This window comes from Hirschia sp., assembly GCF_058892565.1.
Map to the genome: position 1 here is coordinate 1 of NZ_JBZXVU010000049.1, position 15197 is coordinate 15197.

General features: G+C 43.6%; 7 protein-coding genes and 1 pseudogene. 7 read left to right on the forward strand and 1 reads right to left on the reverse strand.

Annotated features, from left to right (window positions below; all coding sequences use genetic code 11):
- The 6 genes and pseudogenes from AC5EF3_RS15305 to AC5EF3_RS15330 all read left to right on the forward strand — a co-directional run.
- Window positions 1–1667 (forward strand): annotated as a pseudogene (locus tag AC5EF3_RS15305) (hypothetical protein); the annotation flags it as partial.
- Window positions 1654–3423, forward strand: a complete 1770-nt coding sequence (locus AC5EF3_RS15310) for an ABC transporter transmembrane domain-containing protein (RefSeq protein WP_493548669.1) — start codon at window positions 1654–1656, stop codon at window positions 3421–3423. The pseudogene AC5EF3_RS15305 and the gene AC5EF3_RS15310, both read left to right, overlap by 14 nt.
- The gene (locus AC5EF3_RS15315; RefSeq protein ID WP_493548670.1) at window positions 3423–5636 is read left to right on the forward strand and encodes a peptidase domain-containing ABC transporter; all 2214 of its coding nucleotides are present in this window, start codon (window positions 3423–3425) and stop codon (window positions 5634–5636) included. The genes AC5EF3_RS15310 and AC5EF3_RS15315 overlap by 1 nt, the downstream gene beginning before the upstream one ends.
- A complete protein-coding gene (locus tag AC5EF3_RS15320; protein ID WP_493548671.1) occupies window positions 5636–6973 on the forward strand; it encodes an HlyD family type I secretion periplasmic adaptor subunit in 1338 nt (445 codons plus the stop codon). The genes AC5EF3_RS15315 and AC5EF3_RS15320 overlap by 1 nt, the downstream gene beginning before the upstream one ends.
- 5 nt (window positions 6974–6978) lie before the next feature.
- Window positions 6979–7932, forward strand: a complete 954-nt coding sequence (locus AC5EF3_RS15325) for a response regulator (protein WP_493548672.1) — start codon at window positions 6979–6981, stop codon at window positions 7930–7932.
- Window position 7933: 1 nt separating this feature from the next.
- Complete coding sequence (locus AC5EF3_RS15330; protein ID WP_493548673.1) at window positions 7934–10960, forward strand: response regulator; 3027 nt, start codon at window positions 7934–7936, stop codon at window positions 10958–10960.
- An 89-nt stretch (window positions 10961–11049) separates the two neighbouring features.
- Here AC5EF3_RS15330 and AC5EF3_RS15335 read toward each other — a convergent pair whose 3' ends face one another.
- A complete protein-coding gene (locus AC5EF3_RS15335) occupies window positions 11050–13305 on the reverse strand; it encodes a mannose-1-phosphate guanylyltransferase/mannose-6-phosphate isomerase (protein ID WP_493548674.1) in 2256 nt (751 codons plus the stop codon).
- Between the two features lie 427 nt (window positions 13306–13732).
- Here AC5EF3_RS15335 and AC5EF3_RS15340 point away from each other — a divergent pair, with 427 nt between their 5' ends.
- On the forward strand, window positions 13733–15052 hold the full coding sequence (locus AC5EF3_RS15340) for a sugar transferase (RefSeq protein WP_493548675.1): 1320 nt from the start codon (window positions 13733–13735) through the stop codon (window positions 15050–15052).
- Window positions 15053–15197: the final 145 nt, after the last annotated feature.

Here is a 15197-nt window from a genome sequence, read left to right on the forward strand (position 1 = left end):
TCCTTGATGTGGATGTTGACGCAAGCGTTGAAGCGCTTGGCGAAGAGTTAGAGGCTGCACTTGATGTTGTGGTCGGCGAAGACGCTGGTGATGATGTTGAAGCGGTAGCTGAAGAAGTTGTCGAACCGGTTGTTGAAGCAGTTGAAGAAACAGTCGAAGCGGTAGCTGAAGAAGTTGTCGAGCCAGTCGTTGACGCGGTTGAAGAGACTGTCGAAGAGGTTGTTGAAACAGTTGAAGATGTTCTCTCTGACTTATTAACACCGGAAGATTCAGAACCATCAGATCCAGATGCATCCGATGAAGATCTGACAGTGGATGGCGATGTTGATCTAGCAGGTCAGGACATTATTGACCTTGATGTCGATGTTAATCTTGATCCTGTCGAAGCCATAGTTGGCGATGTCGACATTGATGTGGACGCAGTTGCAGAAGTTATTTCTGATGATGCCATCCTTGATGTGGATGTTGATGCAAGCGTTGAAGCCCTTGGCGAAGAGTTAGAGGCTGCACTTGATGTGGTGATCGGCGAAGACGCTGGTGATGATGTTGAAGCGGTAGCTGAAGAAGTTGTCGAACCGGTTGTTGAAGCAGTTGAAGAAACAGTCGAAGCGGTAGCTGAAGAAGTTGTCGAGCCAGTCGTTGACGCGGTTGAAGAGATTGTCGAGCCAGTTGTTGAAACAGTTGAAGGTGTTCTCTCCGACCTATTAACACCGGAAGGTTCAGAGCCAACTGATCCAGACGCATCCGATGAAGACCTGACAGTGGATGGCGATGTTGATCTTGTGGGTCAGGATATTGTTGACCTTGATGTCGATGTTAATCTTGATCCTGTCGAAGCCATAGTTGGCGATGTCGACATTGATGTGGACCCGGTTGCAGAAGTTCTTTCTGACGATGCCATCCTTGATGTGGATGTTGACGCGAGCGTTGAAGCCCTTGGCGGTGAGTTAGAAGCTGCACTTGATGTTGTGATCGGCGAAGACGCTGGTGATGATGTTGAGGCTGTGGCTGAAGAAGTTGTCGAAGCTGCAGAAGAGACAGTTGAAGCGGTAGCCGAAGAAGTTGTCGAACCGGTTGTTGAAGCAGTTGAAGAGACTGTGGAAGACGTTGTTGAGACAGTCGAAGATGTTCTCTCCGACCTATTAACACCGGGCGGTTCAGAACCAACAGATCCAGATGCATCAGATGAAGATCTGACAGTGGATGGCGATGTTGATCTAGCAGGTCAGGACATTGTTGACCTTGATGTCGATGTTAATCTTGATCCAGTTGAAGCCATAATTGGCGATGTCGACATTGATGTGGATGCGGTTGCAGAAGTTCTTTCTGATGACGCCATCCTTGATGTGGATGTTGACGCAAGCGTTGAAGCGCTTGGCGAAGAGTTAGAAGCTGCACTTGATGTTGTGGTCGGTGAAGATTTAGAAGGTCTAACCGTTCTGGAAGACCCGCTGTTTTTAGGCAGTGATGAGGATACTCAAGCAGAGTCACCATTTGATGGTTGGACCGAAGAAAGCGTGAGTGTAGGTGGTTTGTTTGATGACTTAATAGGCGGACAATCAGCTGGAGATAGCGAGCTTCCAGAGCCTGAATCATCTTTTGGTGAAGGGCTTGGAGAGTTGCAGCTCTCATTAAACTTTGGTGGGGGCGGAGATGGGTTTATCTAATATTTGGGGAGCTTTTTCTCAAAAGATTTCTAGTTTGCATGCTGGTGTTTTTAGAGGCGAGCGATCTAAGGATGATGTTCTTTTTATTGAAAGTTTCCGGGAAAATACCAGCTCGATTATCTTAAGTACGTTAGCGATAAGCATCCTATCGCTTGCGCTGCCTATTACAACTTTGCAGGTCTATGACCGTATTTTGGTCAACAAAGGGACTGGAACGATTGTTGTCCTCATAGTTGGTGTCGTCGTTGCGATAATGCTGGAAACTATGTTGCGAATTGCACGTAACTACGTTTTGACACGTTCAGGTGCTGCCTATGAGCACAGAATGATGGTCCGTTTTGTTGATCATTTCATCAATGTTAGTGCAAATAATACGCGTAAAGGTGGGGTTGGAGAGTTCTTGCACAATCTTTCAACATTGGCGCGACTAAGGGAATTTTATACAGGCCAGCAATTGGTGACATTTGTTGAGTTGATGTTTGTGCCAGTTTACTTGGTTTTACTAACTTATATATCCGGTATTCTGGTCTTAATTCCGATCTTTATCCTCGTTTTGTTCGGAGCCATAACAGCGTTCAATGGCAGCCAGCACAAATTCTATCTGAAAAAGCTGGAAGATGCAGATGATAAACGTTTCAACTTTCTTGTTGAGGCACTTGAAGGCATTCATGCACTCAAGGCATTTGGTTTTGAGAAGATGTTTTCGCGTCGTTATGAGCATATGGAGGCAGCATCAGCACGGGCGCATTACGATCTTAGCTGCCATGTTTCAATGACGCATAATTCCGGTGGCTTGTTTGCAAACATCATGGTCATCGCAGTTATAACATTTGGCGCGGGAATGGTGTTGTCAGGAGGAATGACAAACGGTGCTCTCATCGCAGCACTTCTGCTTTCCGGTCGTCTTATGCAGCCTATTCAGAAAGGATTGTCGCTCTGGACGCGCTATCAAGCTTTCAAAATTACACAGGCTAACATTCAAAAGATTCTAGCAGGTGAAAAAACAGAAACCCTGACGAGAAATAATGCCTATGTACGTGAATCTGAAGGTAATTTGGAATTAAAGAATGTGAGTTTTGTCTGTGAAAATACAGGTAAGACTATCATTGATGACGCTAGTTTTGAGATGAAACGAGGTGAGTCACTCTTAATTACCGGAGTACATGGTGCAGGTAAGTCGGTGTTGATGAAGTTAATTGCAGGAACTCTCACGCCGACTTCGGGCAAAGTGATACTCGATAGAGAAGATATCAGAACATATGAGGCAAGAGAACGCGTTAAGCATGTTGGGCACTTAGTTACATCTCCTTCACTCATTCGCGGAAGTATTCGCCACAATATTTCTTCTTTCGGTTTAGCTGACCCTGTTAAGGTTAACCAAGTTGCTCGTATTTTGGGAGTCGATGCTGAAGTCGCCAAATTACCGGGTGGTTTTGATACGATTGTCACTGGCAATTATAGCGATGCAATACCTCCAGCGTTGAGTCAGCGCATAGCAATCACGCGTGCATTAGCTGAAAAACCTCGGATCATTCTATTTGATAATGCTGACAGATCCATGGATTTTGAGGGCTATCAGACAGTCTATAAGCTTTTGGCGCGCCTTAAATCTCAAGTTACCATGATCATTTGCTCCGATGATGAAAATCTGCGCGCGCTAACAGACAGACACTACCATCTGGTGAATGGCCGGCTGGAAGCAGGTGGAAGGCAGCGACAAGTTCAAAGTTTCACTAATTTGAAGGAGTATGGCTAGTGTCCGAGGTTACTCAAAATGTTCAACTCCTGACCAAATCGGCAGAAATTAGAATTGAGATTAGTAAGCTCGCATCAGCTATCTTTCTATCGGGCCGTACGAATTTTGAATCTCCAGGTGCTTGGGAGATAACACTCCTAGCATTGTTGCTTGAACTTGAACCTACAATCACTGTGGACCGTATCGTGGAAGCGCTTCCATTTTCGAAAGAACCTTTGAAAATGGAAGGTGTGTTAAACACTATTGCAAACTTGGGTTTTTACGGCCGAAAACATGTTGATAGCATACAGAGAATAGACAGCCGATTATTCCCAGCTTTAATGGTGAACCGCCACGAAGAACCAATTCTTCCCATTCGTAAGGATGAAAATGGGGTTTTGGTGTTTGATCCCGAGACTCAGGAGTTAGATGAGCGTTCAAATGATGTGAACGGCGTAGTCTGGATCTTTCGACGTTATGAGGAAAATAGGCAATCGACCTCTCACTTCCAACGTAAGGGGAGTGGCAAGAGCTGGTTTATCGCGACTGCAAACCGTTTTAACGGGACTTTGTTTCAGGTTTCAGTTGTTGGGTTTCTTCTAAATCTCGTTGCGATCTCGATCCCTATCTACATTATGCTCGTGTATGACCGGGTGATTGCCTCTGCTGCGCCAGATGTACTTCCGATGTTATGCGTGGGTGCAATTGCGGCTATGTGTTTTGATGGTGCCTTTAGAGCTGTTCGGGCATCTGGTTTATCTTGGGTGTCAGGGCGCCTAGATAATATTGTAGGTAACAGAATATTTTCTCATCTTTTATCATTGCCGCCATCAATAATTGAAAACGCATCTGTCTCATCGCAAATATCAAGAATTAAGACATTTGAAGCAGCGAGAGATTTCTTCAGTAGTCCAGCCTTCATGTCAGCTCTTGATGCTCCTTTTGTGGTCTTGTCGATTGTTGTTTTGTATTTTGTCGCAGGCCCGCTATTCTTGGTGCCGGTTGCAGCTATTGGTCTTTATTGCGTCTTATTTTGGCTAGTACGAAATAAAATAAAGAGCATTATTCGCATCGCAGCGAAAGCAAGTTCTGCACGACAGCAATTTGCAATCGAGACATACGAGAAAATAGATACAATTCGTTCTCAAGGGCTTCAGGAAAAGTGGATCCGAAAGTTTCGTGATGTTTCTGGCCGAGAAATGATGCTGCATTTTGATATGGGGTTTCTGGGCTCTGTCGTCGAGACTTTAGCACATGCAATCACTCTCATATCGTCTGTTGCAACAATTGGTTTTGGTGTGCACTTGATTTGGGAAGGGCAAATTAGCCCTGGTGCTTTGGTGGCGTCTATGGTCCTGACTTGGCGTGCACTCGTACCTTTCTATTCTCTGTGTTCCATGGTCCCAAGACTTGAACAAATTAGGAATAGTATTCTTCAGATCAACGATTTGATGGAAGTGCGTAGTGAAATTGAGGAAAACCCAAGCGCCGCCAAACTTCCGCGCGTTAGAGGTAGGATCACTTTTGACAATGTCTCTTTCAAATATGGAGAGGCTGGAGATTACGTCTTTAAAGATCTGTCGTTTCGTGTCGCTGCGGGAGATTTTGTCGCGCTCACTGGAACGACGGGAGGCGGTAAAGCCAGTATTTTGAAGCTATTGCAAAAGCTTTATCAGGCGGAAAGTGGTGCTGTCAGAATAGATGGATTTGATATTCGTCAATTGGAAGCAAATAGCCTTAGAAGACAGATCGCTTATGTTCCGAAAACACCCACTTTATACAGCGGAAGTATTTTGGAAAATCTTAAATTGGTGCGTCCAGACGCTACAGATGAGCAGATACAACGTGTACTTGCGCTATCTGACGCGCAAGACACAATCAATCGACTACCTAAAGGATTAGAAACTCAAATAGGCACGAAAGGCCAAGTGGAGGTGAATTCCTCATTGGCTTTCAAAATTTCACTTGCGCGAGGTTATTTGCAAGAGGCTTCTATTCTGTTGATAGATGAGGTGCCAAATTCGCTTCTGTCAGACCGTTTAGGTATGAATTTGAAGAAATACCTGTCGGACGTCCGCGGGCAGCAAACAGTATTCTTAAGCACTTATCGTACTGATTTCATTAATATGGCGACTACGGTCATTAATCTCAAGGGGCGCGAAAAGCCGTTTGTGCAATCTAGTGACACAACTCAATCCACCAATATTCAAAAGCCTGCTGGGGAGGCCGCATAATGTTTAATCTTATTTCTCGTTTGAAACGTGATCGGCGTGACCGTCAAATGCGTTTCCTTTCGCAAGCAGTCCAATTGGAGGAAACAGTTAATCCTTACATTGTGCGTACAACCTTAGCTTTGGTGTCCTCGCTTATACTCGCATTCTTGGTGTGGTCGTCATTCACTAACATTAATGAGGTCGCACGGACGTCAGGTGAGGTTATACCGCAAGGTAAAAAGCAGCTTGTTCAACATTTAGAAGGCGGGATTATTGACAAAATACACGTTGAAGAAGGTGATTTGGTTGAAGCGGGGCAATTGCTCGTATCTATCAGCGCTAAAGCGATAAATGAAGATCATAGAATTCTTGTTGCTAAGCAAGTTTTTCTACAACTACAGGCGGAGCGCCTTAGGGCCTTCATTGAAAAGCGTGAACCAGATTTTTCTGGCTTCGATCTGAGCGCATTGAAATACTCTGATCAGCAAGCATCATTTGAATCAATGAAGGTGTCGCGTGAGCAAGAGCTTCAAATAGTTAGTCGTCAGCTTGAGCAGAAGCATGAGCTAGAGCGTGGACTCTTGTCTCAAAAAGCAAGCGAAACTGAAAAACTAAAAATATCTCAGCAGATCTATGACAATCGTAAATCGCTTGCTGAAAAGGGGCTATTTCCAGCAGTTCGACTTATGGAAGAAGAGTTGAAACTCACAAAATTAAAGGACTCTGTGGCTGCACTTAACAATAAATTACGGCTCGCACGTCAGGAAATGAATGAATATGAAAGTCGTATTGCTGGACTGAAAGCAACGCAATCTGATCAAGTGCTTGAGCGTTTGAATATTACCTTGTCGGAAATTTCTCAAAATGAAAATGCTGTCGACAAGCTCAATGAACGTATTCAGCGGTTGAATATAGTGGCTCCCGTTTCTGGGCGCGTGAAAGGAATGTCGGTAAACACTGTTGGTGAGGTCTTAACCGCCGGAGAAACAGTGATGGAAATTGTTCCTCAGGACCGGACGCTAGAAGTTCACGTCAAGATATCACCGAAAGATATTGGATATCTTCGTCGCGGGCAGCCTGTTCGGGTTAAGTTTAGCGCGTTCGATTTTTCTCGATTTGGTGCTGTGAATGGAAAGTTGGATTACATCTCAGCTGCCACCTTCACGGAGCCTAATGGCGGGCGTTTCTACAAAGGAACAATCCTTCTGGATAAGTCTTTTGTAGGATCAGATACGCGTAACCAGATTCTCCCTGGAATGACAGTTATGGCCGATGTCGTAACGGGTGAAAAGACTATCCTGCAATATCTACTAAAGCCAATCCATGTTTCCTTGAAAACAGCCTTTACAGAGAGATAATACCGATGACGCAGGTTCAAGAACAAAAACGTTCCGATATTCTGGCTTTGTCTCGTGAAACAAAGGTTATGATTGTTGAAGATAATCTGATTTCACGGACCTTCCTCGAAGCTCAGATTGTTCAAGAAGGGCATACGGTAGTTCATGCTGAACATGGTTTGGATGCGATAACCAAGCTTAAAGAAAATCCTGAAGGTGTGGATGTGATCTTAATGGATCGCGAAATGCCGGTAATGGATGGGTTGACTGCGGTTAAACGTATTAAATCCGAGCCAAAATTGCGGAATATGCCTGTGATAATGATCACGGGGACAGACTCCGATGATGCGATAGATGATGGGCTGAATGCAGGTGTTTTTTACTATCTGACGAAGCCAGTTAAAGAAGAAATGTTACGATCTGTTCTCTCAGCGGCAGTTCGGGAAGTGGAAAATCGAGAAAAAGTTCAAACAGAACTTTCAAAGCATCGAACTGGCTTTGATTTGATGACGTCATTCCGTTTCGAACTTAAAAACCTTGAGCATGTCAACAAATTGAGCGGGTTTATAGCGAGTTGTTTTCCCGACCCCTCGCGCGTGGTAGCGGGTGTTTCTGAGCTTCTCATCAACGCTGTGGAACATGGTAATCTTGAGATTGGCTATGAAAATAAATACACCTTGCTTCAAGCCAATAATTGGGAGGCTGAGGTCCAACGCAGATTGTTATTACCAAAATATGCTGATCGCGTTGTTGTCGCATCTGTTGTTAAAAAACAGGACGGTATTTATCTCGTAGTTGAAGATCAGGGCGAAGGTTTCGACTGGAAAAAATACGTTCGCGTTGATCCTTCTCGGGCTGGTGACAGTCATGGTCGAGGAATTGCTCTGGCTGCAATGAGCAGCTTTGATAAGCTTCAGTACAATGAAAAGGGCAATAAGGCCGTTGCCATCATCACTCAAGGTGAAAGTTTGGAGTGGTGATATGAGCGTAGATTTTTCAAAAACAAAGACTCTTATTTTTATTTTGGTTGCGGCCTTTATTATGTGGGGTGTGCGAGAATTTGCACGCGAAGAGCATATGAATAGTCTGGAGAGCCAATTTGACCAGATAACGAAACTCGAAATCTTGCTTAAAGACTCTCATACGCGTCGGCATGCTGAAATTGCTGAATATATTGGGAGATATATGACGTCGTCGGAATTTGTTTCTCAAGACGAATTCAAAGATTTTAACAGTGAGCTTGTAGAAACGAATACACAAACTCGCTCTTTGTCGTGGGTTTCGAAGGGCGAAGATGGAAGCTTCACTGTTGATAATGTTTACCCTCTAAAAAGGGGGCTCGATTATGGTCAGATAATTGACGTCGATGATTATTTATATCCGCTGGTTTTGACAGCCTTTAAGACGGGGCGTCTTCAGTTTGGTATAGATAAATTACAAAATATGGGCCTTGATCATTCCTTAGATTCAACGACAACGCGCAATGAATTAAATATGGCTTTCATCGTCCCTATGGCAATTGATAGTGCAGTTGAAGGCGTGTCTATTCACATCGTAAATCTTCCTGAGGGCGTTCGTGTTGCTCAAAAGGAAATAGGTGGAGATCATGCCGATTACATCGTTGTAACAGCTGACAATGTTCCAGCACCAAATATTTCTCCTCCTGGGATATTGGGTGCGTTGCTAGAGCGTCAATTAGAGCCAGTGATAACGCCAGTCTACAGTGGTGCTGAAGATTCAGAATACACATTCAATTTTCGTTTTTCTCCATCAGCGTATTTTTATGAAGCGCATCGTTCCGGCATAACGCGTCTTTTTATTGTGCTTGTTTTGGTGATTGGTGGAATGTTCATCTACCTGCTCAAAATGAGGCGTGTGCTACATGATCAGGTTAAAGCACGTAAATTGGCGTTATCATCTAATCAAATTAAGTCAGACTTTCTAGCCACTATGAGCCATGAAATTCGGACACCTATGAATGGCGTTCTGGGAATGGCTGAGCTTATTCTGAGTGCAAAACCGTCTAAGAAAATTGAATCTTATGCTGAGACAATTTTGTCATCTGGAAATTCGCTGCAACGTATCATCGATGATATTTTGGATTTCTCCAAAATTGAAGCAGGGCGAATGGAACTTGAGAGAGTTGATTGCAATGTTGTTGAATTAATTGATGAAACCGGCCAATTGTTCGCGATGCGAGCACAGGATAAAGGTGTAGAAATTTCGATTTTTTCGGATCCAGATATGCCTTCAAATGTTTTCTTGGATCCTGTTCGCTTTAGACAGGTGTTGGATAATTTTGTTAGCAATGCAATCAAATTTACAAACACCGGCTCAATCCAAGTCAAGGTGTTTGAAATCCCTGATGAAAGTCTTGATGAAGATGGTATTCGTTTTCGTGTCGAGGTTGTGGATACGGGGATTGGAATTTCAGAAGAAGCCCAAAGCCGAATATTTGAAAAATTCAGTCAAGCTGACACATCAACAACGCGTAAGTTTGGCGGAACAGGATTGGGCCTTTCCATTTGTCAAAGCATTATTGAACTTGCGAATGGCAAAATTGGTGTCGACAGCGTTGAAGGAGAGGGATCTACGTTCTGGTTTGAGGTTATAACTCAACGTTCGAAAATGAAGCCCTCTGCCGATTTAGATCTGAAACGATTGGGTCTTAAGCGTGTGTTGATCGTCGATGATAGTGATGTCTCTCTGGAAATTCTACGAGCCCAAATGGAAGCATCCGGCGTGAGTGTCGATTGCGTTTCAGTTGGTAGTGAGGCCATCCAAAGCGTGAAACTAGCTCGCGCTAATGGATCCGAATTTGATATGGTATTGATTGACTATGTTATGCCTTCAATGAATGGCGAAACTTTAGCGGTTCAACTCAGCCAGATTACTGATGCTTGTTTGATACTTGTGTCGGCAGCAGGGCGCAATGGTGTGGATGATAGTTTTGCTTGCGGGGTATTTAGTGCTGCGATTGAAAAACCCATTCGTATGAGCTCCTTTCGGCAAAACGTCGCGGAAATTTGGTCAAAATTTAAATTTGGAGATGTCATCCCTCCTGAGTTAGCCGAATATCAAAATGAAACTGTGAAACCAGATGATATAGATATTGCTGGTATGCGTGTGCTCATCGCGGAAGACAACTTCATCAATCAGATCTTTATTCAAGAAATAATGAACGAGTTCGAGTGTGATTTTGTTTTGACATCTAATGGGCAGGAAGCCGTTGATATGGCGCTAAAGAAGCCATTCGATATTGTTTTGATGGATTGTTTAATGCCAGTCATGGATGGATTTGAAGCATCACGCAAGATTGTCGATTATCAGCTTTCTGGTGAAATTTCAAAGGATTTGCCCATCGTGGCTCTTACGGCTAATGCCCTGAAGGGAGATCGAGAAAGATGCCTAGATGCCGGAATGGCAGATTACATGACGAAACCAGTGCGAAAAGAGGAGTTGAAGCAGAAAATGTTTAATTTGTTTAAGAAGTCCAAATCAGATGAGAGTTCAGAAACACAAGAAACGACTCCACAGGAACATGCGCCTGTCCATACGCTCCAGACGGTGGAAAAACTAGTTCCAATCATGCCTGCTGGCATGTCGAGGTCTGATTTTATTGATGAAGTAGCCGTGGAAGAAGCAAGATCACTATTGAAAGACAAGTTCGATACAATGGTGCCGCTTTTCATTCAGAATTCAAAAGAAATGCTAGAGCAGATCAGGTTAGCATTAAAAAACAATCGAATTGAAGAAATCGTAAGACCTTCCCACTCTCTAAAATCCAGTGCAAAGCAAATGGGGGCGACAGCGCTATCGTCCATAGCTAAAAAATTGGAAGCACAAGCTAAAGAAGTTTCTGATCAAGATTCGCAGATTGGTTATAGTAATCAAGAATTCACAAAAATGCTGACTGAATTAGAGAGCTTCTTGGATGTCAGTGGTATGTTATTGCTTGATGGAAAAGCGGAAATATCTGGAAATAGTGTTCAAAAACAAGCTATTTAAAGGAAAACAATAGCATAGATTTGATGACGCTATGTAGGTCTGAAACTAGCATAGCGTTATCAAATTCTATTGTATTGGAGTATTTTAGCTTAGTCAGAAGCTGTCTTTTCGTTGATTAGCGGCATCAGGCACCCAAGCACATGATATAATGTACTGGCTGGTGAATTACTGGAAATAACCTTTCCTGCACCGTCTACTTCATCATGCCAATATCCCATGTTTTCGCCACTCACATTGAGGTAATGCTTTTTCAAACGCTCCAGCATTTCCAAACCTTTACGCTGTTCTGGGATAGAGTCATTGGAGAGCTTTAGTCGGATATATTCTGTTTGCGGCCATAAACGAGAATTTACATTCTCTGGGTGCGTTCCATCTGGATAGCAGTAATTCATGACAAGTCCGGTTTCGGGTGCAATCCCATAAGTGTCGCTAAATGCTTCTAAAACAGCGGTGGTGTTTGTCTTGCGTCCCGTCATTTTTGCATATTTACGCAATAGGAAGACCCATTCGAGTAAATGTCCGGGTTCAATAAGGCGGTATCGCTCATTTGCGCGTTCAGGCAATGGTGTCAGGTCTTCGTGAAAATATTCACGCAATAATCCATCAACACAGAAGCGTTGTGTGTATAGCTCGAAAATTTCTTCAGCTAAATCAGCCATTTGTTCATCACCAAACAATTCCATCCAGTGAATTGCAGCTTCAAACAAATGCATATGCGGATTGGCTCTTCTGGGTGTAGTCGCAGGTATACCTTCCACGAACCCGATTATTGGGTGACGGAGCCGATTAAACAGGAGTTCCTTTGTTTTTGTCGCTGCTTCTAGAACGCGTTTTTCGCCTGTGACTTTATATGCCCAAGCAAGTCCAAGAAGCGCAAAAGCTTGATCATAAGTATCTATGCGCCCGTCTAGCAGAGAACCATCGCGATTATATATATGCCCCCAACCGCCGGTTTCTAACCAACAATGCTTGAGCATATAATTGAGTGGAGATTCAAGGGCGTGGGCACCTTCCTTCCATCCCATTTCATGAGCATGAGCAAATGCATAAACTTGACGCGCTTGGACACGGAAACGGCGCCCCATGTCGTGGAGGGGCTTGCCTTCCATATTAAGCGCTTCATAAACACCGCCAAATTCACGGTCTAGGCCGATATCAGCCCAAAGAGGTAGGGCTTGGTTAAATAACCAGTTGCGCGCCCAGCCACGTTGGCGAGAGGCAAAAGATTTGGACCTTGCACCATGTCCAAGTGCGGTCGAGTGACCATCTTTTTCGAGTGCTTGGTGCACTTTCTTCACACTTTGTGCGTGCTCAGTGTGGCAAACCAGTAAAGCGTCTGGTGTGTCAATGACGGCTACATCTTGCATTCCGATGAGTGCCACGACGCGGCCGCTAGCTTGCACGAGACAATTGCTAGAATCTACAATGCGGACATCACCTGTTAAGTTGTTGCCATTCTTATCCATGTTGCCGAGTTCGCGTACACTGGCCCAACTCCCTACATCTGACCAACCAAATTTAGCAGGAACAACAGCGGCATTTTCTGTGCGTTCCATGATGGCATAGTCGATAGACTTTTTTTCTATCGCACTAAATAAGAGCGGGTCATATTGAAGATGTTTATAGCCGTTAGGTGATGTCTCTGTGCGTGCGCAATTACATGCTGCTAGAACTTTAGCATAGATGTCTGGTTCAAATTTGGATAATTCGCTGAGATAGGTTGAGCCGCGTACGGCGAAGATACCGGCATTCCAGACATAATCTCCGCTATCAATATACATTTGCGCGGTTTCAGCGTCAGGTTTTTCAACGAATTTTTCTACGGGATAGCCTGGCGCTTCTTTAAGCTTTTCTGAAGCACGTTTTATATATCCAAAGCCGGTTTCAGGGCGGTCAGGGGTGACGCCTATTGTGCATATATTACCTTGTTGAGCAGTTTGGGCCGCTTCAATAATCGCTGTATGGAAATGCTCCATATCCTCAATATAGTGATCGGCTGGAACTAGAACGAGGATTGCATCTTCACCAAGGTTTTCATTGACCCAGTGAGCTGCAATACCAGCCGCAGCGGCAGTATCGCGTCCCATGGGTTCTTCAAGGATAGCGCTTGAAGGAATACCATTTTCAAATAGTTGATTTTCAACCTCGGCTGCATATGCCTGAGAACAGATAATCAACGGTGCTTCGCTATTTGGGGTTGCGTTCATCCGCAGAGCGGTATGGGTTAGCAGAGAATGCTCTCCAAACAGAGTTTGAAGTTGTTTAGGTTCATGCGAGCGTGATAATGGCCAAAGCCGCGTTCCGCTACCACCACATAAAATAGCCGGTACTATCTTTAGTGTCATTTCTGATCCCACCCATGTTTGAACATGACCCTCTTGGTGCAAATAGGCACAAATTTCAACAGGTTTCTACAAAATGAAGAGTCCTGTTCGCGCTAAAAGATAAAACATCAAGGCAAAACGTATTTGCCAAATTGTTAAAATGCATATCCCTAAACTTGGATAAGCTAATTTTTTTGAAATGATTTTAACCTTGTATCTTGACGGTTTTTAGTAAATTAGAGTGAGCATTAGCGACTTTGCTCATTTGCAATTTGGTCCGCATAGGTGCCAAAATTCAATGATTAATAAATCATTACTTGGTTTGGCGAGGTTCTTGCTGTATTCTAATTCAACGGTACATAGAATTTTGGGTTAAATTCTTATATTTTAATATTTTGAGATAATTATGTTGGGGGAAGATAAAGCAGATTATTGCTTGTCTTTTTAGATGATGAACGAGATTGTTTCTGCAGAATTAGCTAATTATGGATTTTCCACAAAAGGCAAGGGGAGTATATGGAAGCGCGTTGTTCGTTACATAACCCGCTTACATTTTCAACTCATTTCAGGTCTTTTCCTCGCCGTTGTAGCTCCCGCTCTCATGAGGGGGCGTTGGGAGCAGTTTGCGGATCAGGTCGCGAGCTATGATAATTCTCTTCTTGGAACCACTCTGGCATTTTTGTTAGGTTTTTTGTTCTTTTATAAGATCACGTCTTTTCCAGGTATCCGTAAAGTTCAATATGTTCTCCCAAGCTTTGTTGCTGGGTATGTTCTAATTGTTGTGATGTTTTTTCTCTTAAGGCTGGATTACAGTCGCTATCAGTTTGTCATTAGTTTCGGCATGACAACGTCATGGTTTATGGTTTTGTTTCTGTTGAGAAAACGTGTCACGCGATTGCGTTTAGCTTATATAGATGGCGGTCGTACACACTTGCTCAAACAATTGAGTTGGGTTGATTTAGTTCAAGTTAAATCCCTAGAAGAGCGTGGAAATTTGCCTCTGGTTGTCGATTTGAATGAAAGTTTGGATGAGGATTGGGAACGCTATATCGCAGATAGTGCATTGCGTGGGCGACCCATATTTCATGTCAAACAGGTAATTGAATCGCTGACTGGCCGTATGCCTGTTGATCATTTAGCGGAGAACAAATTTGGCTCCCTAGCGCCAACGACGCTTTATGCACCAGCAAAACTTTATGTTGATTGGTTTTTGGCTTTATCGGCTTTGATATTATTATCGCCTCTCTTGCTTGCCGTTGCGATTGCTATTCGTCTGGAATCCCCTGGGCCTGCAATATTTAAACAAACACGCATGGGGTTTGGTGGTAAGCCTTTTACGATTTATAAATTCCGGTCTATGCGTCAGCAAGACTCCACTAAGGTCAATCGCAATAGTGAGATGACTAAGAGCGATGATGACCGGATTACGAAAATTGGTCGTAAAATCCGTGGAAATCGGATTGATGAACTACCCCAGATTTTGAATATTCTTAAAGGCGAAATGAGTTGGATAGGACCGCGTCCTGAAGCCATGCGCTTGTCCAGTTGGTATGAAGAGAAGATCCCTTTCTACCGTTATCGTCATTTGGTGCGCCCGGGTATCACTGGATGGGCGCAAGTTCATCAAGGCCACGTCACAAGTGTTGAAGATGCAGATGTGAAACTGCAATATGATTTCTTTTACGTGCGCAACTTATCCATTTGGCTTGATGTGCTCGTAATTTTTAAAACATTCCAAGTCGTTTTGACTGGAAATGGTGCAAAGTAATACACTTCATTCGTCTATTGGCATTAGGCAAGGCGCATAAGGTTTGTCTAATAGTTGTTTATACTAAGATTTTATAGTTAAAATTACTCTTCAATGTTGAGGAAATCAGATATATTACCATTGAAATGGTATGTATTGGATGGAT